Consider the following 25,800-nt stretch of genomic DNA (forward strand, 5'->3'; position numbering starts at 1 on the left):
TCAGGCGCGTTCCAGGGGTTGGGCACTAAAGCCGGCCTCGCTCACCGTACGGCTGACCTCGGCGGGGGTAACGGAATCTTCAACCTCGACGGTCAGGATGCGATCGTCGCTTTGCAGGTCGACCTTCCAGCTCTTGATGGAGTCGTGGCCGTCGAGGGAGGGGGTTACGCCGCGGACGCAGCCGCCGCAGTTGATGTTGGTTTTGAATTGGAGGGTTTTCATGGGGAGGGGATTGGAGGGTTAAATGAGGGGGTTAGAGCTTCTTGGACTTTAGTCTCAGGCTATTGGCAACCACGGACACGGAACTGAAGGCCATGGCGGCTCCGGCGATCATGGGATCCAGGAGGAAGCCGTTGATGGGGTAGAGGAGGCCGGCGGCAATGGGGATGCCGATGAGGTTGTAAATAAACGCCCAGAAGAGGTTCTGGCGGATCCCGCGGACGGTCTGCCTGGAGAGTTCCAGGGCGCGGGGGATGGCCCGTAAATCCGAGGTGATGAGGGTCATCTTCGCGACGTCCATCGCGATATCGGAGCCGTGGCCCATAGCGATACTGACGTCAGCGGTGGCGAGGGCGTGAGAATCGTTGATGCCATCTCCGACCATGGCCACGACTTTATCTGCCTCTTGTAGTTCCCGGACGAATGCAGCCTTGTCAGCGGGCAATACCTCGGCGCGGTACTCGGTAAGTCCAACCTGGCGGGCGACGGCGGCGGCCGTTTGTTCGTTATCGCCGGTAAGCATGTAGACGTCGATGCCGCGATCCTGCAGTTCCCGGATGGCGCGGGCGGAGGAGTCCTTAACGGGGTCGGAGATGGCCACCAGTCCCATCGCCCGCTCGTCGCGCGCCACGAAAATGACGGTGTTGGCCCGTTGGCGAAGCTCGTTTGCCTGTTGTTGCAAATTGGCGCCGAGGATGATGTTTCGCTCATGCATAAGCCGTTCGTTGCCGGCGAAAAAAGTCGCGGACTCGTAGGTGAAGCGGATGCCGCGGCCGGTCAAACTCTCGAAGTCAGTCGCTTTCCCGGGATGTATCCCTTTCTCCCGCAGCCAGTCGACGAGGGCGCTGGCCAGGGGATGCTCGGACTGGGATTCGCCGGCGAGCAGCGCTGCTTTCAGGGATTCGATGGCTCCCGCGTCCCCGCCCGTCTCCCAGAATTCCGCCGTAACGCTGGGTTTACCCCGGGTGATGGTGCCGGTCTTGTCGAGTACGACGGCAGTAACCCGGTGGCCCAGTTCGAGGCTCTCGGCGTCCTTGATGAGGATGTTATTTTCCGCCCCCTTACCGATGCCGACCATGATGGCGGTGGGCGTAGCCAGGCCCAGGGCGCAGGGGCAGGCGATAACGAGTACGGCTACGGAGGCCAGCAGGGCGTGGGAAAATGCGTCGTCCCCGCCCAGGATCATCCAGGCAATGAAGGTCACGATGGCAATACCGATCACGACCGGCACGAAAATGCCGGCGATCTTGTCCACCAGTTTCTGGACCGGAGCCCGACTGCCCTGTGCCTCCCGCACCTGACGGATGATGGAGGCCAGCAAGGTGGTGCCACCGACCTTTTCGGCTGTAAAGCGGAAACTTCCCCGTTGGTTGACGGTGCCGGCGAAGACCGCCTCGCCATCCGTTTTCCGCACGGGGACGGGCTCTCCGGTGATCATGCTCTCGTCGACAAAACTGTCGCCCTCGGTGACCCTTCCGTCGACCGGTATCTTCTCGCCGGGGCGAACGATGAGGGTTTGTCCGACCTGCACCTCGGCGACGGGCAACTCCACCTCCTCTCCGTCGACGAGTGCCCGTACGGTTTTGGGTTGTAGCCCGATGAGCTTCTTAATGGCCGAGGAGGTATTTGATTTGGCACGTTCCTCCAGCAGCTTACCGAGGGAAATAAACACGATGATGACGGTGGCCGCTTCGTAATAAACATGGGGCGCCAGACCACGCGCGAGCCAGAATTCCGGGTAGATCGTGTTGAATACGCTGAAGAGGAAGGCGATGCCGGTGCTGAGGGCGACCAGGGTATCCATATTTGCGGAACCGTGCCGCGCCTGCCGGTACGCACCGAGGTAGAAGTGCCGCCCGAACCAAAAGAGCACGACGGCGGCCAGCGGCAGGGAGATCCACCTTCCAGCCTGCCATTCCATAAAGAACATGCCGATGATGAAGACGGGGAGCGTAAAAACGAACGCCCACAGGGTCCGGCGTTTGATCGTGCGGTAGTAGGCTTCCTGTGCTTCTTCCTGCTCGGCTTCGGGATCGTCGGCGTCGATAAGCAGATCGTATCCGACCGCCTGCAGGGCCTGGCGCAGTTCCCGCGCGGAGATCTGGTCGGGGTCGAAGTCGACCAGTGCCGTTGCGTTGGCGTAATTGACGTTGGCGTTCCGGACTCCGGGCACCTTGCTCAGGATGCTTTGGACACTGGAGGCACAACCGGCGCAGCTCATGCCGGTAACGGGGAAAGTAGCGGGGCGGGTTTGCGTTAACGTGCTCATACTCAATTAACAACCGGGGGCGAAAGCGGCCTTGCCACTTTTTGCTTTTAGTGGCTGTTTTGTGCTGTGACCCACTATAAAATGCGTTTAGCTACGCAGTTTGTTCTTCAGAAGCTGGGCATTGACGGCGCACACGACCGTACTCGCGCTCATGAGGGCGGCACCGATCGCCGGACTGATCACCAGCCCCGGCACGAAACCCGTAGCCAGGGGTAGGGCGACAATGTTGTAGCCGGTGGCCCACCAGAGGTTCTGGACCATCTTGCGGTGGGTGGCCTTGCCGAAGAGAATGAGGTTGGCGATGTCGGTGGGGTCACTGTCGACCAGCACCACGTCGGCGGTCTCGGCGGCTACGTCGGTTCCCGAGCCGATGGCGATGCCCACGTCGGCCTGGGCGAGGGCGGGGGCATCGTTGACGCCGTCACCGGTCATGGCTACGAATTCTCCCCGCGACTGCAGCTCCCGGATCTTCGCCTGTTTCTCGTCGGGCAGCACTGCGGCCAGGTAGTCGTCCATGCCGAGTTCCCGGGCGACGGCGGCGGCCACGCGCTCATTGTCGCCGGTCAGGAGGGACGTTTTGATGCCATTCTCCTGCAGGGTTTTGATGGCGCCGGCGGAACTTTTGCGCACGCGGTCGGCGAAGGTGACATAGCCGGCCAGCGTACCGTCGATCACGATAAATATCTTCGTTTCCACCGTCTCGTCTTCGGCGGCGGGAGGGGTGAGGCCGATCCGTTCCAGCATGGGGTAGCCGCCGGCCCGTACCGGTTTGCCATTGACAACCCCCCGCACGCCGACCCCGGCTTCGTACGAGAATTCGCTGCTGGAGGGGATGGTAAGCCCGTCCTCCTGCGCGCGCCGCTGCAATCCCTTGGATATGTGGTGCTCAGAACTGCTCTCCACGGCCGTGGCGTAACGCAACAACTCCGTCTCGTCGTAAGCCGAATCCAGGGGCACTATGCTCGTCACCTCGTGGGAGCCCTCGGTGAGGGTACCGGTCTTATCGAAGACGATGGTGGTGATCTTGCGGGAATTCTCGAAGGCGGTCCGGTTGCGGATCAGCAGGCCGTGCTTGGCGGATTCACTGGTCGATATAGCGGCGACCAGGGGGATCGCCAGTCCCAGCGCGTGCGGGCAACAGATGACCATGACGGTGACCATCCGTTCGAGGGCGAAGGCGAGTTCGCTGCCCAGGAGTAGCCATACGGCCAGTGTGCCGAAGCCGCCGACCAGGGCAACGACGGTGAGCCACTTCGCCGCCCGGTCGGCCAGTTTTTGGGTCTGCGATTTTTGTCCCTGCGCTTCGCGTACCAGGTTCACCACCCGCGACAGGTAAGTGTCTTCACCGGTCCCCTTCACTTCGACCCGGATCGAGCCGCTGCCGTTGATCGATCCGCCGATGACCTCCGCTCCCGTGGACTTGGTGACGGGTTTGCTCTCACCGGTAAGCATGCTCTCGTTGAGGTCGGTGGTGCCTTCGGTGATCACCCCATCGGCCGGCACCTTTTCGCCGGGTTTGATGAGGATGATGCTACCAGGCTTCAGTTCACTGACGTTCACCTTCATGATGTGGTCGCCGTGGACGAGATTGGCCTCCGCCGGCATCAGTTCGGCCAGCGCTTCGAGCGCACGACTTGCTCCGAGGACCGACCGCATTTCGATCCAGTGGCCGAGCAGCATTACGTCGATGAGGGTCGCGAGCTCCCAGAAAAAGGTTTTTCCCTCCAGTCCAAAGACGACCGCGGAGCTGTACAGGTAGGCGGCCGAGATCGCCACCGCGATGAGGGTCATCATGCCGGCCGCGCCCTTGCCCAGCTCCTCGAGCAGTCCCTTCAGAAAGGGCCATCCGCCGAAGAAGTAGACGATGCTGGACAGGGCGAACAGTACATACAGCTGACCGGGGAAATTCCACGAAATGCCCAGCCACCCCTGGATCATCGGAGCCAGGAGCAGGATGGGAAGGGTAAGGGCCAGCGATACCCAGAACCGCCGCTTGAAGTCTTCGATCATCATTCGGTGATGATCGTGGTGACCCGCGTGTCCGTCACCGGATCCTGCCGTACCGGCGTGACCCATCTTACTGTGATCCATACCCGCCATCCCCCCGTGGTGGTCGCGGCTGATGGCGGCTTCGTTCCCGTGCTCGGTCAGTTCGGCCAGGTGATCGGCGGTGGCGTCGGCCTGTCTTTCGAGCCGGTAGTCGCCCGCTGACCGGATGGCCGTTTTAATCACCTCGTCAGGAATGTGGCGCGACATGGTCACCTCGGCCAGGTTACCGGTGATCCGTACCCGCTGCACACCGTCGAGGCGTTCCAGGGCCGCGCGGATCTCTTCGGCGGAGTTGTCGTCTAAACCTGTAATGGGGTAGCGGTGGGTCATGATCGGCTTGTTTATTTTATCGTTGCGATGTGCAGAGCGATCTTCAGGGAATCCCAGGCGACGGTGATGGCCCCGTGGCCGTCGGCGCCGGGTTCCACGGCGTAGGTGAGCGACTCTACGGGCTGGTCGAGCCGTTCGGGGGTAACGTTTACGCGTACCCGGTCGAGAGATTCATCGTAGTCATCGGCCAGGTGCTGGTCGTAATTCTCGTTGAGGATGACCGTCCAGTTTTCCCTCCCCGGGATGGTGAAGAAGGCGTAGGTGCCGGCTTCCAGTTCGATATTGCCGACGCGAACGGGTTCACTGAAGTTAACGGCCGTGGCGTTGTGGGCGCCGGTCGACCAAACCTGATCGTAGGCCACCAGTCCGCCCCAAATCGTACGACCGCGGACGCTGGGGGAAGAATATTCGATGTGCACGTGGGCATTTCCGATGTTGCCCATGGTTGTGGTGTGGGGACTCTTCGACTTGGGTTGCGGTCCTTCGGCGGCGGCGGACATTTCGTGTTGGTGGGCACTGTCTTCGGTGGTTGCCGTGTCGTCATTTTGGGCGGGGCCGCAGGAGCAGAGGAAGATAGAAAGGAGCAGTGTAAGGTGAGAAACTTGCATATGTGTGAGGATTTTACTACAGCGGTCCGACGGCTATAGCCGTCGGACGGGGTGGGGGGTGGGGTGAGTAATTATTAGCTGAGATAGCGGGTGAGGGTGAGGAAGATAGCGGCGAGAATTAGGCCAACGATAACCGTGGTCGTCACGCCGTTGATGATCTTTTTGATTTTTCCCCGGGGGGCGTCGGTTTTGCAGCAGTCTTTCATGGTATGATTAGTGGTTGGTTTCGGCATCCCCTTCGACGAAGTTGCCCTGAACGCCTACGCCGTGGATATACACGAGAGTGCCGCCGTAGTGACCCGTCATCGTGACCGCGTACGCCGTGCCCGCCAGGAGTAGTACGACGATCCACTCCAGCCAGCGGCGGTCGGGAAGGAGCCAGAGACTAAGGGCTTTGGCCACCAGGGCCGCTACGCTCAGCCACAGCGTCCAGTCGGCGTAGGTATCGTGGAGTCCGAGCACCTGCTGGGTGGCGGGATTCAGGTTTTGGGTATGGGGGTGGGTGAGCGTTACCGCTAGGATTGCTCCCGCGACCCCGCCCGCCAGTGCCGCCAATGTCACCCAGCCGAGGGGTTTGGACCACCCGAAGAAGGATGCTACCTGAGTAAGGAGGGCCAGCGGCAGCAGTACCACGGGCAGGTGAACGACAATGGGGTGAAGATTGGCGAAGTCCGAAAAGGCGGCGTGCACTACCGTAGATTCCTGCAGCTGCTGAGCTAGCAGGAGCAGGGGGGTGAAAAAGAGAGCGAGGGTGACGGTGAGTGTTCTGAGCATGATTATGCCGTAATTACCAGATAAGTTTGATGCCGGCGCCGGGGCCGTAGTCGCTGTCGTAGTTTGCCATGATGCCCCAGTACTGACCGATCTGATAACTGGTGCCGAAGGTGTATTCAAGCTCTTCGTCCATGAATTTGTAGCGTCCCATAGCCGAGGCGCGCCAGCGGGTGGTCAGGGGAATATCTTCCCGTTCCAGCTGAAATTCGATGCCGCCCGTATGATCCACCCGGAGGTCCGACCAGATCATCATGGGCAGGAAGTAGCGGATACCGGCAAGCGCGAATCCTTCCGTCTTATTGCGAAGTTGATTGGTTTCCGGGTCCAGCTCCTTACCGCCGTCGATTTCCGCACCGACGTAAGCGGAAAAGAACTGCCGGGGATCGAGGTAGCGCATGGCCTTCCCTTCCACCTCGAAGTTGCCGTTGTAGTCGGTTTCGCCTTCCAGGCTAAACTCCTTATCGAGGTTAAAGTAGGCCAGGTCGGCCCAGACGCCGTTGCTGAGCGCGCTGACGGAGGCCATGCCGAAGTACTGCCGGTCATCCATGGCAAAGTTGTCGTAATCCACGCGGTCGGCGATCAGGAGATCCGAAGAGCCTTCGTAGCCGATGATGCGGGCCATTCCCGACATCATGTGATACAGCAGGTGACAGTGAAAGAACCAGTCCTTGTCCTCGGTGGCCGCGAACTCGATGATGGTGGTTTCCATGGGTGCCACGTTTACGGTATGCTTCAGCGGGGCGTGGGCACCCTGATTATTGACGACGCGGAAGAAGTGGCCGTGCAGGTGCATCGGGTGGCTCATCATGGTCGTGTTGTGGAAAACGAAGCGGACGTTCTCCCCCCGCTCGATCATGATCTTGTCCGCCCGGGAAAGCGGCTGGTTGTTGATCATCCAGACGTAGCGAAGCATATTGCCGCCCAGGTAGAGGTGTACGACACGGACCGGCCGATCGTCGTGCAGTTCGGTGGGCCGTTCCGACCGGAGCATATTGTAATCGAAGATCGTTTCCTCCGGGTTGGCCTCCTTTAGTTCGTAGTAGCCCGTCATCATTACGCCCATGGGTGCGTCGGCGCCCATTTGCATACCCATGTCCATCGTCTTTCCATCGACGTCTCTAGCGGCAATGGTTTTGCCGGGGGACTCGCTGCGCTCCTGCGTTCCGGGCGTGCCGTGGTCCATTTTGCTATGGTCCATAGCGGGCGGGGGGGTGGTATCGCGCCGCATGTTGCCGTGATCCATTTTGGAGTGGTCCATTTTGCTATGGTCCATAGGGGGCGGGGGGGTGGTGTCGTGCCGCATGTTGCCGTGATCCATCTTGGAATGGTCCATTTTGCTATGGTCCATACTGGGCATGTCGGGGTTCATTTTTTCCCTCGGCATGGTATCCTGCTTCGTGCCGGGCATACCGTGTCCCGTTTTGCCGTGATCCATAGGGGGCATATTATTATCCTGCATACTGCTGTGGTCCATCCCCATATCCATCTTCATCCCCATTTGCATCATGGATTCCATCTGGATGTCCTCGTTGCTCGGGGCTTGTCCGGCGGGGTACACTTTGGGTTCGGGGATGTCGGCGGGAGCCTTGCCCATCTGCATATCGGGCATGGCGGCCATCATGTCTTTCATCTCCTTGGTGAGGGCGTAGTAGTCGACCGGCGGCAGGGTGGGGGCGGGGTGCTCGGTACCCTGACCGAGCCAGAGAGACGTGTGTTTATAGCGGTCCCACGATGTGGCGCGGAACTCGTAGCTGCCGTCGGCGGGGAGGGTGACTTCGATGTCGTAGGTTTCCGCCGTAGCGATGAGTAGTTTATCGACGGCTACGGGGACGACCTCCTGGCCGTCGGCGGAAACGACCGTCATCTTACCGCCCGCGAACTGCAGCCAGAAGTGGGAAGAGGCCGATCCGTTGATGATGCGCAGGCGTACTTTTTCGCCGGGTCCGAGGTTCGGCATACGGTCGGCAACCTTACCGTTGGCGAGAAAAGCATGGTAGTAGACGTCGGCCAGGTCCATGCTCGGCATCCGGGTCCACTCGAGCCATAACTGTTTTCCGAGATTACCGGAAGCGAGGGCGCCGCCGTAGCTCTGGACGGCGTTTCGTTTGATGGCGTACCAGTCGGTGTGCCGTTTGATCTGCCGCAACACTTCGTGGGGGCGCTGTTCGGTGAAGTCGGAGAGAACCACCACCTTCTCCTTCGTCGAGGGGCCCGCTTTCGGCTGGATGACGATGGGACCGTACATGCCCTTCTGTTCCTGAAACTCGGTGTGGGAGTGGTACCAGTAGGTGCCGTGCTGGATGATGGGAAAGGCGGCGACGTAAGTAGCACCGGGTTGGATGAGTTCGGTGTTGAGCAGCGGCACGCCGTCGAATTCATTGGGTAACAACAGGCCGTGCCAGTGGAAGGATACGGTACCTCCCGTGAGATTAGTCACGTAGATACGCGCCGAATCGCCCTCGGTAAAGGCCAGCGTAGGTGCCGGGATGGAGCCGTTGGTCGCCAGGGCGGGGGTCGGGTTGCCGGTGAAGTTGACCGTCGTGTCGGCGACGGTGAGGTGGTAGGTGACCACCCTGCCGGTTCGGGTCTTGAGCGACTGACCGGGAATCATTTCGTAGGTGCTCTCCTTTCCGTCGTTCGGTTGTTGCCCGAATAGCGAGAGGGTGAGTGAAACGCACAACAGGAGGAAGTAAGCACGGGTCCACTTCATGGCTAAATAACTTGGGGGGGAAAGAAGAAAAACGGGAGCCGGAAGTTTCCGGCTCCCGTTGGGGGGGGGAGGATTAGGCGGCCATCTTGCGGCACTCCTCGGCGCACTTGCGGCAGCTTTCGGCGCAGCGCTTGCAGTGCTCGTGGTCGTGAGCGTCGCACTGTTCGGCGCAGTAATCGCATACCTTGGCGCACAGGGCGCACTGCTCCTTGCTGAATTTGCTGTCGGCGGTCATCAGGCCGATGCTTGCTTCCAGTACTTCGATGCACTGGATGCAGCAGAGAGGGCAGTCGTTCATGCTTTCCTTACCGGCCATTTTCGCCAGACAGACCTTGCAGTCGATCAGGCAGTCGAGGCAGGATTGCAGACAGCTCTGGTACTCGGATTTAATTGATGCACTCATACGTAAAACGGGTTTGGTTATTCTTGCTGCTCGAGGCGGTAGATCATTTTCCGCATCTCGGCGATTTCTTTTTCCTGGGCCTCGATGATCTCTTCGGCCAACTTAATGGCTTCCGGATCCCGGAGGTGGGCTTTTTCGCTGACCATGATGGCCGACGAGTGGTGGGGAATCATGGCCTTCATCCACTGTACGTCGCTGACGAAAGTCTGCTGTCGTAGCCCGGCGTAGCAGAGGACGAAGACGAGGGCCGATACGCCGAGGATGGCGTAGTTCATCATCTTGTTCTTGTACATTCCCCACATAAAGATCAGCATGACGATGGCCATCGTAGTGATCATGAGGAAAGTCATGTACGTCCGGGTGGGACTCAACATCACGTCATCGAAAACATCGACGTTCAGGAACATAATCGCGTACATGATGACGAAGGAGGTGGCCATCATCAGGCCGAATTTGAGATAATGATTCATAGCAACTAGTAGGATTCAGTCTCCCCGGGATAGCCGTCGGGGGTATAAATGAAATGCGGTTTCCGACCGCGTGATTACTGCGTAATTTCCGCCGTCACGCTTCCGCACTTCAGCATTGTATCCCCGTAAAAGGGGTTGCGCACTTCGTTGACCTCGCTGAACCAATCGGCTCCGGCACCGTCCATGGCCATGGGGCAGTGCATTTTGTAAAAGGTGCCCGATTTCATTCCATCCACGAAGAAGTCCTCGGCCGCGGTGGTCAGTTCCGCGAAGGCGATACGCTGTTCCGCCAGATCGTCGGAATCCGCGATCCGCTGGGCGATGGCCTTTAGTTCGGGACGCTCGTCGACCAGGGAGGTCGTCATGGCGTCCGCTACCTTGCTTGCCTCGGCGGCGTCGCTGTTGACCAGGGCGGTGCGTAGGTGGAGGTAGTTCTGGAATACCTTATCGGTAATCGGATCGGCGAATTCGGTGTCGGCGATGGCGGGCGCGCTAGCCTGCTCTTCCTTCACTTCCTCGGGGGTACTGATGCCGGTCTGGGTGGCGTTTTCGGTCTGGGTGTCACCGCTGCAGGCTACGAAAAGGGCTAGTACCAGGGGAAGAAATTTGCTGAAATTGTACGTCATCACTTGCTTACTTTAATTTTATAACAGGAATATTTGGGAGCTTGCTTACTCATATTTTGCTAATCCTTACCGGATTATGCACTATAGTTCGTCGAGGGGGACCGGCATGTGCACCCCTCTTTCCCGGAAGGCGGAGGGGGACATTCCCGTGGATTCCTTGAAGGCGGATGTAAAGCGGCCCAGGGAGCCGTAGTGGAGGCGGTACGCAATCAGGGATATCTGCTCGTCGGTACTGACCAGCAGTTGTTTGCCCCGCTCCATCCGTTGAATGCGGTAGAAATCGGCGATGGTGCGTCCCTCCTCCTTGGAAAAGAGTCGGCTCAGGTGGCTGTAACTCTGACCGATATCGTTGGAGATGCGTTCGGACAGGGGAGCGGCTGAACTGGCTACATCGTTATAGACGTAGTCGATGATCAGGCCCTTAATACGGCTGATGACCCCGCCGGCATCGTCGCGCAGGCGAAAGCCGATCGTTTCCAGTTGTTGTGCCAGTACGGGCAAAACGTCGTCCCGCGATTCCGGTGGCCAACCCGTGAAGCGTCCCAGCTCGATCCGCTCGACCCTCCAGCCCAGATTTTCCACGATCCGGTGTACCGCGGTCTTACAGCGGTTACAGACCATATTGTCGATGTACAGGGTTTGCTTGATTTGCATGGTGGGTCGCTTTAGAGGTTGCTCAGGGTATCGGTGGTGGAGCCGCAGGTAAGCATGGCGTCACCGAAAAAGGGATTACGAATGGCGACGTCCTCGCTCAGCCAGTTGGCACCGGCATTATCGAAGGCCATGGGGCAGTGTTGCACGTAGAGGGTATCGGCCGCCCCGAATGCCGTGAGGGTATTGATCAGTGCCTGGGAGAGGAAGCCAAATTGCTTGCGCTGTTCCCCGATGTCGGTTGCTCCCGCGAGCCCGCCCGCGTGGGCGTTCAGCGCTTTGAGTTGTTCCATCCAGTACAGATGGGCGTCATCCTTGACCAGGGTCATGTCGACGCCGGTCAGGGCCGCGCGCAGCGGCTGTAGCAGTTCATCGTCGGCCGGTTCGCTAGCCACCATGCGATCCTTGAGGGGGAGGTAAGCGGCCACTACGTTAGTTAGCTGATCCCGGAACGCCGCGGGCGTGTCTTCCCGGTAGTCCGGCAGGGCTACGGCGGTTACGTTCTCCGGTTCCCGCCCGGCGATGACGACATCGCGGTTCATCATGCTCGCCTGATTATTGAGCTGGGCGGAGGCGTCGATCTGGAAGGCACCCTGAGTGACCACCCGGTCGCCGGCCGTCAGACCCGACAGCACGCGGTACCCCGAACCGGACGCCTGACCCAGTTGGACCTCCCGGAACTGGTAGGTTGGCACTTCAGTATCGGGGAGTTCCAGGTATACGACGGAGCGGTCGCCCGTCCACAGCACGGCGGTGCGGGGCACGTACAGCGGCACGTCTTCTCCCTTACTGGTCGGAGCGGCGGTCCGGAAGCTGCCGGTGATGAACATCTCGGGTTTGAGTTGCCCCCGGCGGTTGTTGACCTCGGCCCGGATGGAAGCCGTGCGGGTCGAGGGATCGATAAGCGGATCGACGAAGGTGACCCGCGCCGAAAATTCCTGATCGGGCAGGGAGGCTACGGTAAAGTTGACGCGGTCGCCGACCCTGATAGCCGCCAAGTCTCGCTCGTAGGCGTCGAAGAGGGCCCAGAGCTGACCGAGATCGGTGAGGGTGTACAGGGTTGCACCGGCGGACACGTAGTCGCCCACCCGTGCCCGGATGTCAAGCACCGTGCCGCTGCGTTCGGCGTAGACGGGAAAGTTGGTGATCACCTCCCCGGAGCTTTCGATCTGCGCGATCTGCTCGTCGGAAATCTTGAGGTTGCGCAGTTTGTTGCGGGCGGCTATGAGGAGCTCGGGAGAGAGTGATTCCAGGCGGCGCGCCTCCAGCAGCTCTTCCTGGGCGACGACCAATTCGGGGGAATAAATAGTGCCGATACGCTGACCGGCGCTCACCCGTTCGCCGGGATAGGTAATGCGCAACTGCTCCAACCGACCGGGATAATTGATGGCCTGTACTTGGGTAGACTGCTCGTCCAGGGCAAGTCGGCCCGTAAGTTGGCGGGTGGGCCGGGGAGCGGCGGTATCATCGGTGGCCATCTCATCACCGTCCACGACGACGGTGCGCACCCGGGCCATAGCCACGGCGGCTTCTGTCATGGTAAGCACGGTGGGATCGGTACCGGTGCCGGCTTCAAGGGGAATAAGGTCCATACCGCAGATGGGGCAGTCCCCGGGCTCGTCGCGCTGGATCTGGGGGTGCATGGAGCAGGTCCAGATGGTGCCGTCGCCGGCGGATATACCGTCGTCCATGGCGTGATCGTGGGGCTCGGTAACTACGGATTCAGCGCCGCCGAAGAGCAGGTATCCGGCCAGCAGTCCGACCAGCAGCGCGAAGGAAATGGAAAGGAGCGTGGGTAATTTCATGATGGAAGGTTTAACGCCGGGGCAGGTAGCGGTCGATCAGGGCGGCCTGGGTGAAGAGGGTGCGCTGGGCTTCGAAGGACTCCAGCAGGAGGTCGACGTATTCGTTTTGCAGCTGCAGCAGTTCGTCGAAGGAGCGGCGGGAATTAGCGTACTCCACCCGCGCGATGGTCAGGGCGGCGGAAAGGGTTTCCCGCTGTTGGTTCAGGTACCGCAGGCGATCGGCGGCATCCTGTCGGGTTATGGCTACCTTCTCCACTTCCGTAGTAAGTCGGGTGAGGGTAGATGCGCGGCGGGCACCGATGGCCTGGATGCGCAGATTTTCCTGTTCCCGCTGCGCCCGGTACTTTCCGCCGGACAACGGGATGCGCAGCATAATGCGGGGGAGGATTGCGTCGCGGCCGTTCCCTTCAAGATCCATATCGGTGCGGCGGCCGGTGGCGATGTAATCGACGCCTACGGCCAGGTCGGGGCGGGCCTCCATGTAGCTCAGGGCAATCGTACGCCGGGATATGAATTCCTGCTGGGCGAAGATGCGTACGAGCGGGTGATCGTCGAACCGGGGTTCCGGGGGAATGATCCGATCGGGGGAGTCGGTCGGGAACACTACGATTCGCGGCAGTTCCTGATTCACCAGCTCTTCGATGTCCGACCACAGCAGGGCTTGTTCGGCCCGCAGCTGTTCGATCTGGCGTTGGGTCATGTTGGTGCGTAGCTGAACGCGGTAGACGTCTACCGAGCTAGCCCGGGCGTTCTCCACCCGGCTGAGGGCGATCGTGCGCAGTCCGTCGTACAGTTGCAAACTGGTATCCAGCGCGATGATCTTGCGTTCGGCGGCCACGATCCCGTAGTAGGTGCTCTCCAGGCGGTACAGAAGGTCCAACTGCATGGCCGCGGCCTGTTCGAGTACGGGGCGGGCACGGGCATCGGCCAGTTCGGCCATCGCCGCCAGCGTTCCCGGCCAGGGGAGCATTTGGGTCACCATCACCCGGGCGCGCTGGGGTCCGAGCCGCGTTTCGACCGGCAGAATGGATACCCCGCCCCCGATCTCGAGGTCGGGAAGCTGGCGAAGTTGCGGACTCGCTTGCAGTGCCGCGCGGTAGTCGTAGCCCAGCGCGATCAGTTCGGGATTGGTCTCCCGGAGGAGGGCGCGGAGGCTGTCGAGCGACTGGGCCGAAACCGCACTACCCACTACTATTAGAATGAGCGTAAGGCTCCGGACCAGCGCGGCCGGAGGCCGCATCGTGCCGGCGCGGCCGGAGGCCGTAATGTACTGGACGAGCGCAGCGAGCAGAGCCGTAGATTGTAGATTACCCATTTCGAATTTTAAATTGTACTCCTTCACGACCGCTTTAATTTTCGTTTCACCCGCCACTCCGCACGCATCGACCACAGCACGGGCACGGTGAACATGGTAACTACTTGGAAGAGCATACCCCCGAAACTGGGGATGGCCATGGGGAGCATAATATCGGCCCCGCGACCGGTCGCCGTCAGCACGGGCAGCAGGGCCAGGATGGTCGTGGCGGTAGTCATCATGGCCGGGCGCACCCGGCGCAGGCCGCCCTCGACTACGGCATCCCGCACTTCCTTCACGGTGGTGGGTTCATTGCGTTCGAAGCTGTCGCGGAGGAAGGTGGCGACGAGCACCCCGTCGTCGGTCGCGATGCCGAAGAGGGCCAGGAAGCCTACCCAGACCGCTACGCTCAGGTTGATGGTGCGCATCTGAAAGAGGTCGCGCAAATTGGTGCCGAAGAAACTGACGTCAAGGAAATCAGGGTTCGCGTAGCCCCCGAGCAGCAGGAAACCACCGGAGAAGGCCACGAATACTCCGCTGAAGACCATCAGCGCCACGAGCACCGAGCGGAACTGGAAGTACAGGATCAGGAAAATGAGGGCGAGCGCGATCGGCAGCACCAATTTCAGGCGGGCGTCGGCCCGGAGCTGCTGCTCGTAGTTGCCGGCGAAACGATAACTGATACCGGCAGGAATGTCGAGTCGGCCCGCCTCCGTAAGTCCGTTCAGGTAGGCCGTGGCGTTTTCAACCACCTCCACCTCGGAGTAGCCTTCCAGTTTGTCGAAGAGGACGTAGCCGACCAGAAAGCCGTCCTCGCTCTTGATCATCTGGGGTCCCTGTTCGTAGCGGATGTCGATGAGATCGCCGAGGGGGATCTGACGGCCGTTCCCGGCCGGGACCAGGATGCGGGCGATCGACTCGGGATTATCCCGCAGCTCCCGGGGGTAGCGCAGGCGGACGGCGTAGCGTTCCCGTCCCTCCACCGTCGTCGTCATCATCATCCCGCCCACCGTTGCCTGGATCTGCCGTTGCACGTCGGTCACCGATAGGCCGTAACGGGCAATGGCATCACGCTTAATGTCGAGCAGGAGGTAGGGCTTACCCACGATCCGGTCGGCATATACGGCCGCGTCCTTTACACCCTCCACTTCCCGCAGTTCGCGTTCCAGTTCCAGGCCGAAAGCCTCAATCTGCCGCAAGTCGGTCCCGCGAACCTTGATCCCCATGGGGGCCCGCATACCGGTCTGCAGCATGACCAGGCGGGTTTCGATGGGCTGCAACTTCGGAGCGGAGGTTACGCCGGGTAGGTTGACGGCGGCGATGATCTCGTTCCATATATCGTCCGGACTGCGGATGTGGTCGCGCCACTGCCGGAAGTACTGTCCGTTCGGGTCGGGGATCAGCTCGCCGTCGCGTCTCACCCAGTTGCCCTCGTCGTCGACCCGGAAGCGCAGCCGCCGCCCGTTCTCGTCGGTGGCGTACTCGCTTTTGTACTGGATCATGTTCTCATACATGCTCAGCGGCGCCGGATCGAGGGGGCTGTTGACCCGCCCGGCCTTACCGACCACCGATTCCACTTCGGGGATGGTCGTCACGGCCATGTCGAGCGTCTGCAAATTTTTAAGGTTCTCCGCGACGCCGGCGTGGGGCATGGCGGTCGGCATCAGCAGGAAAGCGCCCTCGCCCAGGGCGGGCATGAATTCCTGGCCGATGTCGCGGTACACGCCGATGCCGGCCACGACGATCAGGCCGACCAGGATCAGGAACAGAAGCTTGACCCGTAGCAGGAAGCGTAAAATGGAAGCGTAGGAGTAGATCACCAACCAGAAAAAGCCGAGCAGGCCCCCGGCTACGACCACGACGAACAGGAAGTTGTACGCCTGCGATCGCTCCACGCCGAGGGGCAACCAGTAGCCGGCCAGTAGCCAGGCCAGTGTCAGGGCGATCAGGACGTTGACGATGGCCGGAATCCATGGCTTCCTCCGGTCTAGCGTGGCTCCCGCGTCCCCGCCCCCCGGTTCGAGGACGGCGGTCACGATGCCGAGTAGTCCCGCCAGAATAGCGATAACGCCCAGCCACCACGCCACAAATATCCAAGCGGCGACGCCGGCAAGGATGAGCAGGGTATTGGACAGCAGCTTCCGGCGTTTTCCGTGGCGATCCAGCCCGAAAATAAGGTCCGCCAGCGCCGGAATAAAGGCAATGGAGACGAAGATCGCCGCGATCAGGGCGAAGGTCTTCGTGAAGGCCAGCGGGCGAAAGAGTTTTCCTTCGGCCGCCTCCATCGTGAAGACGGGCAGGAAGCTGATGATGGTTGTCGCCACCGCCGTGATGACCGCCGAGGCGACCTCGACCGTGGCCTCGTAAATGCTCTCCAGGCGACTTTCGCCGGGCGGGGCGTTGTTGAGGCGGTACACCATGCTTTCGGTCAGTACGATGCCCATATCCACCATGGTGCCGATGGCGATGGCGATGCCGGACAGGGCCACGATGTTGGCGTCCACCCCGAAGTAGCGCATGGCAATGAAGCACATCAGCACGGCGACGGGCAGGGTGCCGGCCACGAGGAGGGAGGATTTCAGGTTGAAGAGCAGTAGGATCACCACGATGGCCGTGATGAGAATTTCCAGCGTCAGGGCCTCTTCGAGCGTGCCGATGGTTTCCCGGATCAGTCCGCTGCGGTCGTAAAAGGGAACGATGGTGACCTGGCTGACGGTCCCGTCCTCCAGCTCCCGCCGGGGCAGCCCGGGCGCCAGTTCCGCGATCTTGCTCTTGACGTTGTCGATGACTTCGAGGGGGTTGGCTCCGTAGCGGGCAACGACGACGCCACCGACGGCTTCGGCACCCGACTTATCGAGTAGTCCGCGCCGTTCGGCCGGCCCGACGTTCACCCGGGCGATGTCGCTCAGGCGGATTGGAACGTTATTCACCTCGGCGACGACACTACTTTCGAGGTCCTCCAGATTCTGCAGGTAGCCCAGGCCGCGCACGAAATATTCCGCCAGGTTGATCTCCAGAGTGGCCGCGCCGACGTCGAGGTTGCTGCCGCGCACGGACTGCATAACCTGGTCGAGGGTGATGCCGTATACCCGCATCCGTTCCGGGTCGACGTCCACCTGGTATTCCTTTACGAAACCACCGATGCTGGCTACCTCACTCACGCCCCCGGCCGCGCTGAGGCCGTAGCGGACGTAAAAGTCCTGGACGGACCGCAGCTCGTCGAGGTCCCAGCCGCCCACCGGTTCGCTGGTTGCCGGATCGCGGCCCTCCAGCGTGTACCAGTATACCTGACCGAGGGCGGTAGCGTCGGGCCCCAGGGTAGGCACGACGTTGTCGGGCAACACGCCGGCGGGGAGGCTGTTGAGCTTTTCCAGGATACGGCTACGTGACCAGTAAAATTCAACTTCCTCCTCGAAGATCAGGTAGATGCTCGAAATGCCGAACATGGAGTTGGAGCGCACGCTGCGCACCCCCGGGATGCCGAGCAGGGCGGAGGTGAGGGGGTAGGTGACCTGGTTTTCCACGTCCTGGGGCGACTGCCCCGGCCAGCGGGTAAAGACGATCTGCTGGTTCTCCCCGATGTCGGGAATGGCGTCTACGGCAACGGGGTCGCGCGGCAGAAAATCGAGATGGAAGTTGAAGGGTGCGGTAGCCAGTCCCCAGCCCACGAAGGCCAACAGGAGCAGCCAGACGACCAGCTTATTTTCCAGAAAAAAACGAATAATAGAGGGTAACATGCCAGAACATTATCACAACGAGAGGAGCCCTCCGCGGGGGCGGAAGGCAAGTCGGACAAAGCGGCGATGTTTATATGCGGAACACCTGGAACTGGCGCGGCGCGTCGATGAGTATCGGAGGCGGCCGGTAGTGCTGGAAGGTCGTGTTGGGGCGGGTGCGCAGGTGCAGCGCAAACGCGGGAAGAGCGGACGGCGGGGGAAGGGGAACGGCCCAGTTCAGTGCGGGCAGTGCCGGCGCGTCGACCAGTTGGCGGTCATTGTCCCAGGTAACCAGCTCGTGCTCGTCGTTGCAGCAGTTGTTTTTCGTCGGCTGAGCGTGCAGGGGACAACTGGGAGTAGCTTCCTCGTGACACGCATCCGCGGCCGAAAAGAGGGCCACCGACTGGAGTTCTCCCATGCAGAAATGACGATTGACCGTCACGCCGACGGAGCCGACGAGCATCAGAAGAGCCAGGAAGAGCGGGAGAATATGGATCACTACGAGTGGGTAACGTCTGTGTATACGTTCGTAATGTGTCCGTGGTTCAACAACCGTCGGTATCGCACTGCGGTAAGCGGGCAAAAAAAGCATCGATTAGTGCCCGGGTTTCCAGCCAGCCGGTCCGGTTGATGCAGTATTTCACGCTGGTTCCCTCGGTAGTGCCGACGATCAGTCCGGCTTCCCGGAGTTCGGCGAGGTGACGGGAAACGGTTGGCTGCGCGAGGTCGATTTCGGCGGATAGGTCACGGCAGATGCAGCAATCGGTCTCAAGCAATTTCTCCAGAATGGCGATGCGCGCCGGATGGCCGAGGACCTTAAAGCGCGTGGCCAGATCATTCTGCGCCGGCGTATGGATCTCGGTTTTGGTGATGCCCACGGGATGAAATTTAGCAGCAGCCCGAGCCGGGGGCGCAGGAGCCGGCACCCGACTTGGCTACGAAATTTTTCAGGGATACGGGAACGGCCGCGGGAATGCCGCAGTTGTCTTTCGCCAGGCAGTCGGTGGCGGTATTGGTGAGTACGAGCCGACCGTCCGCGCCCGTCAGGCCGAATTTCTGAATGGTGTCCGCCCCCTGGTATTCGACCTCGATTTCCAGGTCGCCGAGTCCCAGCTGCCGCTGCGCGAGGCGGAGGATGTGGACCAGTTTGTCGGGAGCCAGGCGGTGATCGTAATCGTTCGCGCTCCAGAGCTGAAGATTAATGACCCGATCCTGCCGCAGGGTGCCTCCGCAGTCGATGAAGCGGCGGGTCACTTCCCCGACCTCGGTCACGTGGAAGTGGCGGGGCACGAGCTCGCCGTCGGGAAGGGCGATGGTTATTTGGTCGGTCCGATCAAGGACGTCCAGTAATTCGGAGAGGAGCATAGCTTGAAGTTTATGCAAATATAGCAATATTGCTATTAATGTGCAAGCTCAGATGCTTTTGCGGCATTCGAGTACGTCCTGTCCGTACTTGGTAAAGTAGCTATGGCTCTTAAGGAAGGCGTCATTCTGGCGATTCCAGTCCTCGTCGGAGACCTCGATGCCCAGTTCCAGGCGCCACTCTTCCCGGAGCATTTCCTGGTAGTGGTCGTAGGTATTGAAGGACAAGTGGTACAGATCGGCGTCGCACATGACGGCTTCGATGGTATTCGTGGGGCGCTGGGGCATGGTGGTGACTTCGATGCACCGCAGCACGGCGTCGATCCGTTCTTCCGGATAGTGTTCGGCGCTCAGCCACTCGCGGGCGATGTCCATGCTCACCCGTTCGTGACCGGTGTAAGTCTTGACGTGGCCGGTGTCGTGGAACCAGGCGGCGAGCATAACGATTTCGAGCTCCTCCTCGCTGAGTCCCTCGGCCCGGCCGATCTTGAGGGCGCCCTGCATCACGTTGATGGTGTGGTGGAGATTATGGAAGACGCGATCGGGGGGCAGCTGTTGGATGAGCAGTTGGGTCACGAAGCGTCCGGCACGGTAGAGAATGGTCCTGCGGTGGCCCATGGGGGAGGGGTTGGGGGTTCCAATGTAGGTAAATATCCCTCCGAAAGTTCACTAAGCTGCTTGCCCTTCGATTGAATCCGTACGGAATAGCTGTGCCATTAAAAAACCTTTCGTACTTTTGCGCCTCAATTGTAACCCCCTTCCACTACTAAGAAGCTCAGATAAATGGCCAACATCGGTAAAGTCAAGCAGGTAATCGGACCCGTAGTAGACGTCTCCTTCGCCGCCGAAGGCAGTTCGCTGCCCGCCATCCTTAACGCGCTCGAGATCCAACGGTCCAACGGTGAGACGCTGGTCCTCGAAGTGCAACAGCACCTTGGAGAAGATTCCGTACGCACCATCGCCATGGATGCGACCGACGGACTTCAGCGCGGCCTCGACGTAGTGGACACCGGCATTCCCATCGCCATGCCCGTTGGCGAGGCGATCAAGGGACGACTCTTTAACGTAGTAGGCGAGCCGATCGACGGTATGCCCGCCGTTCCTAAGGGAGCGAACGCACGGCCCATCCACGCCGAGGCGCCGATGTTCGAGAATCTGGCCACGGACCGCGAACCCCTCTTCACCGGAATCAAGGTCATCGACCTGATCGAGCCCTACACCAAGGGTGGCAAGATCGGCCTCTTCGGGGGTGCCGGAGTAGGCAAAACCGTACTCATCCAGGAACTGATCAACAACATCGCCAAGGGCTACGACGGTATATCCGTATTCGCCGGGGTAGGAGAGCGTACCCGGGAGGGCAATGACCTGCTCCGCGAAATGCTCGAAGCCGGCATCATCCGCTACGGCAAGGACTTCATGCACGACATGGAGGAAGGCGGCTGGGACCTCAGCAAAGTGGACATGAAGGAACTCGAGCAGTCGAAAGCCACCTTCGTATTCGGCCAGATGAACGAGCCTCCCGGAGCCCGTGCCCGTGTAGCCCTCTCGGGACTCACCATCGCGGAGTACTACCGCGACGGCGACCTGAGCGACCCCACCGGCGGCCGTGATATCCTCTTCTTCGTCGACAACATCTTCCGCTTTACCCAGGCCGGATCGGAAGTATCCGCCCTGCTGGGCCGGATGCCCTCCGCCGTAGGTTACCAGCCCACCCTCGCCACCGAGATGGGTCTGATGCAGGAGCGGATCACCTCCACCAAGCGTGGATCGATCACCTCGGTACAGGCCGTGTACGTCCCCGCGGATGACCTTACGGACCCCGCCCCCGCCACGACCTTCGCTCACCTTGACGCCACTACGGTACTCAACCGTAAGATCGCCTCCCAGGGCATCTACCCCGCCGTGGACCCCCTCGACAGCACCAGCCGGATCCTCGATCCCGCCATCATCGGCGACGAGCACTACAACACCGCCCAGCGCGTGATCAACATTCTGGCCCGCTACAACGAACTGCTGGACATCATCGCCATCCTCGGCCTGGACGAACTCAGCGAAGAGGATAAGCTGGTCGTCAGCCGCGCACGTCGGGTTCAGCGCTTCCTCAGCCAGCCCTTCCACGTTGCTGAGCAATTCACCGGCCTCAAGGGCGTATTTGTCGACATCAAGGACACCATCAAGGGCTTCAATATGATCATCGACGGCGAAGTGGACAAGTACCCCGAAGATGCCTTCAACCTGGTCGGTACCATCGAGGACGCCATCGCGAAGGGAGAAAAGCAACTCGCCCAGGTATAGGCGATTTAGTTATCTGGTCGTTTAGTTCTTTAGTGCATCAGCACCAACCGAAGCACTAAAGAGCTAAACAACTGACAGCCTAATTGACTAACCGACTACCACACTACCACCAATGAAGATCTCCGTCCTCACGCCCGATCGCACCATTTTCACCGGCAACGTGACCAAGGTATCCCTGCCCGGTACCGATGGAAGTTTTCAGTTGCTCGATAACCACGCGCCCCTCGTCTCCAGCCTGACCGCCGGACGGGTGACCGTCGTAACCGGAAGCGGTGAGTACAGCTACTACAACGAAGACACCAGCGGTATGAAGAAGGAGAGCACGCCCAGCCGGAGCCTTACGTTCTCCATCGACCGCGGATTCGTGGAAGTCCTCAACAACGAGGTCAACCTGCTCGTCCAGGGCGCCCGCAATATGCGCTAGGCGACCGGCGCAACCGGCTTTTTCAGAAACTTCAGTACGGCTTCATTAAAGCGCTGCACTTCCTCCAGATTACAGAGGTGACCGCAGCCCTCCAGCACGACCAGCTCGGCATGGTGCGCCTGCTTTTTCGCGAATCGCTGCGCCGCCTCCAGGAATACGTGATCCTGCCCTCCCATGACGATCAGGCTTGAGGTGCGCAACTGCCGCTGGTAAAATCGCTTGACGATCGAGAAAAAGTCGCGGTACAGCCCCAACCACTTCAGGAACTCCACCGGAGTCAGCTTCTTGGATTGCAGGCGGTACAGCCGGCGGCTGGGGGCGTGATTCTCCCGCGGCAGTACGATCATAATGAAGGTGTCGTAAATCCAGCGGAAGGGAACGAAGTAACTCAGGAACTTGCCGCTGTGGGCAAAGAGGCGGATCTTCCAGTCGGCCTTGAATACTCCGCCGGCCATGATCATCGATTCGATCAGTTCCGGCCGCCGGTCGTAGAGCCGCTGGAGCACGAGGCTGCCCAGGGAAAGGGACAGGAAGTGCGCGCGCCGGATACCGACGTGGTCGATGGTGCGCAGGACATCGTCCGTCACGATGTCAAAATCGTACGTGCTGTATTCGGGTTCCAGGTCCTTGCTGTACCCGTGATCGCGCATGTCGATCAGCAGCAGGTTGAAGAAGGGTTTGAAGGCACGCACCTGGTGCTTCCAGGTGATCGAACTGCCCCCGGCACCGTGGATGAATACCATCCACTCGAAGGTGTCGTCCTGACGGTATATGGTATGGTGAAGAATGCCTGATGCCGGCGGATCCTGGTGCATGGGACTACAACGTACGTTTAGCATTAAGGGTTTGTAAGCATACGGCGCAAAAAGGAGCCGGCATATTAAGACTAGATTAAATCGCTGCCGGGGACTGGATTATGCGCAATCGATGGTTTAGCTTCGTAGTTGTAATTACCTGCCCGCCACCAGGTTAGTTCTCCAACTGACTGCTACCGAATCGATCCTGTCCTACCATCCCGACTTTCGCATGATCCAGCCACACCTCCAGCTCGCCGTATTGCGGCTCAACGACATGTGCGTCGGGGTGCAGGACGGCATGGACCGCTTCCTCCACACCGCTTCCCTGGAAAAGATGCCCGGCGCCGAGGCCCTTTTCGCCTGGTTGGGCAAGCGCGGCGTACGCACCTGTCTACTCAGCGACTACGGCCGCCGGGATACCATGATCATCCTGGACCGCCTGGGCTGGACCGTCGACGAGGAGGGTACCGTACAGGAGGTGATCACCCGCCAGCAGAAGCACGAGAACCCCATCGTCCTGGCCCAGCAGAACGCCGGTATCGGAAACCCCCGTCTGAGTTTCGCCGCGGTGGACACGCCCCGGCTCCTTCACCTCGCAAACCAGGCCTGGGTACACTTCAATCTGGCTATCTGCAACGGGAGATCGTCCTACAACGAACTGGCCGTCGCTCCTCACCACGCCATGCTGGATTCCCTCCTGCAGCTGCCCAACTTCGTGCTGCAACACCTGCCACAGCCGGAACTGCCCGCGGAACCCCGACCCGCAACGGGGGTGCGGCGGGTGATGCCCCGCCTGCAGCTTCCCCGTCCGCTGTCACGGGGGTAAGTCTTACCTTCGCGGCTTAATCGTCGACGCATGAGTTTTTTCAAGAAGTTTTTTACGCCCGAAAAGAAGGAAGATCTCGACAAGGGACTGGAAAAGACCAAGCAGGGGTTCTTCAATAAGATCGGCCGGGCCGTCGCCGGTAAGGACCGGGTGGACGAGGAAGTACTGGACGAACTGGAAACCGTCCTGATCTCGAGCGACGTGGGGCTCGACACTACCATTAAGATCATCGAGCGCATCGAGGCCCGGGTAGCGGAAGATCGCTACCTCAACACCAGCGAACTCAACGAGATCCTCCGGGACGAGATCGTCAATCTGCTGGCGGAGCAGAACCAGGAAGATGTCGACGACTACAGCTTACCCACCACCGAGCGTCCTGCGGTCATTCTGGTCGTCGGCGTCAACGGGGTAGGGAAGACCACCACCATCGGTAAGCTGGCCAACCAGTACCAGCGGCAGGGTCATAAGGTGGTGCTCGGAGCCGCCGATACCTTCCGCGCCGCCGCCGTGGACCAGTTGGGCATCTGGGCCAAGCGGGTGGGCTGCGAGTTCTACTCCAAGGGCATGAATACCGACCCCGCCGCCGTGGCTTACGAGACCGTGAAGTTCGCCCAGGCCAATAAGTGCGACGTAGCCATTATTGACACCGCGGGCCGCCTCCACACCAAGTTCAACCTGATGAAGGAGCTCTCCAAGATCAAGCGTTCCGTCACGAAGGCCCTGCCCGGCGCCCCCCACCAGGTGCTGCTCGTGCTCGACGCCACTACCGGGCAGAACGCCATCGAGCAGGCCAAGGCATTTACCGAAGCGACCGAGGTCAACGCGCTGGCCCTCACCAAGCTCGACGGTACGGCAAAGGGGGGCGTGGCCATCGGCATCACCGACCAGTTTCGGGTACCCATCCGCTATATCGGCGTGGGCGAGGGGGTCGATCACCTGCAGATCTTCAACAAGCGCGCCTTCGTCGACAGCCTCTTCGGCGAGGAATTTTAGGCTTCCGCCCGTAGAACCGGGGGGCGGGGCCGCGGGTGCAATGTCCTTTCGGTAAAAGCCGGCTAGCTGGGTAGTGTGTCGGGTGTGAACCGGTAACGCGAAGGCATGGCTCTTCCCCGAAATTTGCCGGCTCCCGCGCGCGCGCCAGAAAAATGTACGCTGCTACGGATTCTCTTAGGAAATCCAAAAATAAATGAGTACCTTTGTGCTCGCTTTTTCAGGAGGTAGGCCTCTGGTATTATAAAAAGCGTTCGTAAAGCAAAGAAAACGTATGCCTACAATTAATCAATTAGTGCGGAAGGGCCGCAAGCAGATCGTGGAGTCGAGCAAGTCTCGCGCGCTGGATGCCTGTCCGCAAAAGCGTGGCGTGTGTACCCGCGTGTACACCACTACGCCGAAGAAGCCGAACTCCGCCCTGCGGAAGGTGGCTAAAGTGCGTCTTACCAACGGTATCGAGGTGATCGCTTACATCCCCGGTGAAGGACACAACCTGCAGGAGCACAGCATCGTGCTGATCCGCGGGGGTCGTGTAAAGGATCTTCCCGGTGTTCGCTACACCATCGTACGGGGAGCCCTCGACACGGCCGGCGTTGCCAACCGTAAGCAGGCCCGCTCGAAGTACGGTGCCAAGCGCCCCAAGAAATAATCCGATTTACGTTTCACCAAAGAAACCGCTGAACAATGCGTAAAAGAAAACCAAAACTCCGGATCGTCACTCCGGACCCCCGCTTCGGCGATACCCTCGTGACCCAGTTCGTGAACAACCTGATGTACTCCGGGAAGAAGAGCACGGCCTTTGCCGTCTTCTACGATGCCATGGACATCATCAAGGATCGTGTCGCTAACGAAGAAATCGACGAGTACGAAGTGTGGAAGCGCGCCATCAACAACGCCATGCCCCAGGTAGAGGTACGCAGCCGCCGCATCGGGGGTGCGACCTTCCAGATCCCCACCGAGATCCGCGGTAAGCGCAAGATGTCCATCGGGATGAAGTGGCTGGTCCGTTTTGCCCGTCAGCGCAGCGGTAAGGGTTTCGCCGAGAAGCTCGCCGCCGAACTGTTGGCCGCCAGCCGCAACGAAGGCCTGGCCGTCAAGCGGAAGGAAGAGACCCACAAGATGGCCGAGTCCAACCGTGCTTTCGCTCACTACGGGCGGTAGAAATTGAACGTTTCAATTTCC

25 protein-coding genes and 1 pseudogene are annotated in these 25,800 nt (G+C 60.3%); 6 read left to right on the top strand and 20 right to left on the bottom strand.

From position 1 onward, the window contains the following. The 19 genes and pseudogenes from NMA52_RS10200 to NMA52_RS10280 all read right to left on the bottom strand — a co-directional run bounded on the left by NMA52_RS10200 (window position 1) and on the right by NMA52_RS10280 (window position 19,904). Complete coding sequence (locus NMA52_RS10200; protein WP_254827566.1) at window positions 1-222, bottom strand: heavy-metal-associated domain-containing protein; 222 nt, start codon at window positions 220-222, stop codon at window positions 1-3. A gap of 31 nt (window positions 223-253) precedes the next feature. Further along, window positions 254-2,488, bottom strand: coding sequence for a heavy metal translocating P-type ATPase (locus NMA52_RS10205; RefSeq protein ID WP_254827567.1), 2,235 nt, complete (start codon window positions 2,486-2,488; stop codon window positions 254-256). An 87-nt stretch (window positions 2,489-2,575) separates the two neighbouring features. Beyond that, window positions 2,576-4,588 (bottom strand): heavy metal translocating P-type ATPase, encoded by a 2,013-nt coding sequence (locus NMA52_RS10210; RefSeq protein WP_371930961.1) that lies wholly within the window; start codon window positions 4,586-4,588, stop codon window positions 2,576-2,578. Between the two features lie 290 nt (window positions 4,589-4,878). Then, complete coding sequence (locus tag NMA52_RS10215; RefSeq protein WP_254827569.1) at window positions 4,879-5,475, bottom strand: DUF2911 domain-containing protein; 597 nt, start codon at window positions 5,473-5,475, stop codon at window positions 4,879-4,881. Window positions 5,476-5,549: 74 nt separating this feature from the next. After that, window positions 5,550-5,681: a hypothetical protein gene (locus tag NMA52_RS18825; RefSeq protein WP_256534240.1), complete on the bottom strand. Its 132-nt coding sequence runs from the start codon at window positions 5,679-5,681 to the stop codon at window positions 5,550-5,552. Between the two features lie 7 nt (window positions 5,682-5,688). Further along, complete coding sequence (locus NMA52_RS10220; RefSeq protein ID WP_254827570.1) at window positions 5,689-6,249, bottom strand: DUF2231 domain-containing protein; 561 nt, start codon at window positions 6,247-6,249, stop codon at window positions 5,689-5,691. Window positions 6,250-6,262: 13 nt separating this feature from the next. Next, a complete protein-coding gene (locus tag NMA52_RS10225) occupies window positions 6,263-8,959 on the bottom strand; it encodes a multicopper oxidase domain-containing protein (RefSeq protein WP_254827571.1) in 2,697 nt (898 codons plus the stop codon). Window positions 8,960-9,032: 73 nt separating this feature from the next. After that, window positions 9,033-9,362, bottom strand: coding sequence for a four-helix bundle copper-binding protein (locus NMA52_RS10230; RefSeq protein WP_254827572.1), 330 nt, complete (start codon window positions 9,360-9,362; stop codon window positions 9,033-9,035). Window positions 9,363-9,379: 17 nt separating this feature from the next. Beyond that, window positions 9,380-9,832, bottom strand: coding sequence for a DUF305 domain-containing protein (locus NMA52_RS10235; RefSeq protein ID WP_254827573.1), 453 nt, complete (start codon window positions 9,830-9,832; stop codon window positions 9,380-9,382). A gap of 74 nt (window positions 9,833-9,906) precedes the next feature. Continuing rightward, the gene (locus NMA52_RS10240) at window positions 9,907-10,458 is read right to left on the bottom strand and encodes a DUF3347 domain-containing protein (protein WP_254827574.1); all 552 of its coding nucleotides are present in this window, start codon (window positions 10,456-10,458) and stop codon (window positions 9,907-9,909) included. A gap of 81 nt (window positions 10,459-10,539) precedes the next feature. Beyond that, entirely contained in the window at window positions 10,540-11,112 is a 573-nt protein-coding gene (locus NMA52_RS10245) for a helix-turn-helix transcriptional regulator (RefSeq protein ID WP_254827575.1), read from the bottom strand. A gap of 11 nt (window positions 11,113-11,123) precedes the next feature. Then, window positions 11,124-12,914: an efflux RND transporter periplasmic adaptor subunit gene (locus tag NMA52_RS10250; RefSeq protein ID WP_254827576.1), complete on the bottom strand. Its 1,791-nt coding sequence runs from the start codon at window positions 12,912-12,914 to the stop codon at window positions 11,124-11,126. 10 nt (window positions 12,915-12,924) lie between these two features. Then, window positions 12,925-14,229 carry a TolC family protein gene (locus NMA52_RS10255; protein WP_254827577.1) on the bottom strand — a complete coding sequence of 435 codons (1,305 nt, stop codon included), beginning with the start codon at window positions 14,227-14,229 and terminating at the stop codon, window positions 12,925-12,927. Window positions 14,230-14,252: 23 nt separating this feature from the next. Next, on the bottom strand, window positions 14,253-15,629 hold the full coding sequence (locus NMA52_RS19155) for an efflux RND transporter permease subunit (protein WP_371930962.1): 1,377 nt from the start codon (window positions 15,627-15,629) through the stop codon (window positions 14,253-14,255). A 126-nt stretch (window positions 15,630-15,755) separates the two neighbouring features. Beyond that, window positions 15,756-17,945, bottom strand: a pseudogene (locus tag NMA52_RS19160) (efflux RND transporter permease subunit); the annotation flags it as partial. Between the two features lie 70 nt (window positions 17,946-18,015). Further along, window positions 18,016-18,423 (bottom strand): hypothetical protein, encoded by a 408-nt coding sequence (locus tag NMA52_RS10265; RefSeq protein WP_254827579.1) that lies wholly within the window; start codon window positions 18,421-18,423, stop codon window positions 18,016-18,018. A 46-nt stretch (window positions 18,424-18,469) separates the two neighbouring features. Then, window positions 18,470-18,802 carry a metalloregulator ArsR/SmtB family transcription factor gene (locus tag NMA52_RS10270; RefSeq protein ID WP_254827580.1) on the bottom strand — a complete coding sequence of 111 codons (333 nt, stop codon included), beginning with the start codon at window positions 18,800-18,802 and terminating at the stop codon, window positions 18,470-18,472. A gap of 10 nt (window positions 18,803-18,812) precedes the next feature. Beyond that, window positions 18,813-19,289, bottom strand: a complete 477-nt coding sequence (locus NMA52_RS10275) for a DUF6428 family protein (protein ID WP_254827581.1) — start codon at window positions 19,287-19,289, stop codon at window positions 18,813-18,815. 48 nt (window positions 19,290-19,337) lie between these two features. Continuing rightward, complete coding sequence (locus tag NMA52_RS10280) at window positions 19,338-19,904, bottom strand: HD domain-containing protein (RefSeq protein ID WP_254827582.1); 567 nt, start codon at window positions 19,902-19,904, stop codon at window positions 19,338-19,340. Between the two features lie 165 nt (window positions 19,905-20,069). Here NMA52_RS10280 and atpD point away from each other — a divergent pair, with 165 nt between their 5' ends. Together atpD and NMA52_RS10290 are read left to right on the top strand one after the other, a co-directional pair. Next, window positions 20,070-21,581, top strand: coding sequence for a F0F1 ATP synthase subunit beta (gene atpD / locus NMA52_RS10285; RefSeq protein WP_254827583.1), 1,512 nt, complete (start codon window positions 20,070-20,072; stop codon window positions 21,579-21,581). 112 nt (window positions 21,582-21,693) lie between these two features. Next, window positions 21,694-22,005, top strand: a complete 312-nt coding sequence (locus NMA52_RS10290; protein WP_254827584.1) for a F0F1 ATP synthase subunit epsilon — start codon at window positions 21,694-21,696, stop codon at window positions 22,003-22,005. Here the strand turns inward: NMA52_RS10290 and NMA52_RS10295 are convergent. Then, window positions 22,002-22,820, bottom strand: coding sequence for an alpha/beta fold hydrolase (locus NMA52_RS10295; protein ID WP_254827585.1), 819 nt, complete (start codon window positions 22,818-22,820; stop codon window positions 22,002-22,004). The two genes, NMA52_RS10290 and NMA52_RS10295, sit on opposite strands and share 4 nt — an antisense overlap. Window positions 22,821-23,031: 211 nt before the next feature. Here NMA52_RS10295 and NMA52_RS10300 point away from each other — a divergent pair, with 211 nt between their 5' ends. The 4 genes from NMA52_RS10300 to rpsG all read left to right on the top strand — a co-directional run bounded on the left by NMA52_RS10300 (window position 23,032) and on the right by rpsG (window position 25,779). Further along, window positions 23,032-23,628, top strand: coding sequence for a hypothetical protein (locus tag NMA52_RS10300; RefSeq protein ID WP_254827586.1), 597 nt, complete (start codon window positions 23,032-23,034; stop codon window positions 23,626-23,628). A gap of 30 nt (window positions 23,629-23,658) precedes the next feature. After that, window positions 23,659-24,621 (top strand): signal recognition particle-docking protein FtsY, encoded by a 963-nt coding sequence (gene ftsY / locus NMA52_RS10305; protein ID WP_254827587.1) that lies wholly within the window; start codon window positions 23,659-23,661, stop codon window positions 24,619-24,621. Window positions 24,622-24,892: 271 nt separating this feature from the next. Continuing rightward, the gene (gene rpsL, locus NMA52_RS10310; protein ID WP_183495637.1) at window positions 24,893-25,267 is read left to right on the top strand and encodes a 30S ribosomal protein S12; all 375 of its coding nucleotides are present in this window, start codon (window positions 24,893-24,895) and stop codon (window positions 25,265-25,267) included. Window positions 25,268-25,302: 35 nt separating this feature from the next. Further along, window positions 25,303-25,779 carry a 30S ribosomal protein S7 gene (gene rpsG, locus NMA52_RS10315; RefSeq protein ID WP_254827588.1) on the top strand — a complete coding sequence of 159 codons (477 nt, stop codon included), beginning with the start codon at window positions 25,303-25,305 and terminating at the stop codon, window positions 25,777-25,779. Window positions 25,780-25,800: the final 21 nt, after the last annotated feature.

The organism is Lewinella sp. JB7 (assembly GCF_024297185.1).
Lineage (GTDB): Bacteria > Bacteroidota > Bacteroidia > Chitinophagales > Saprospiraceae > Neolewinella.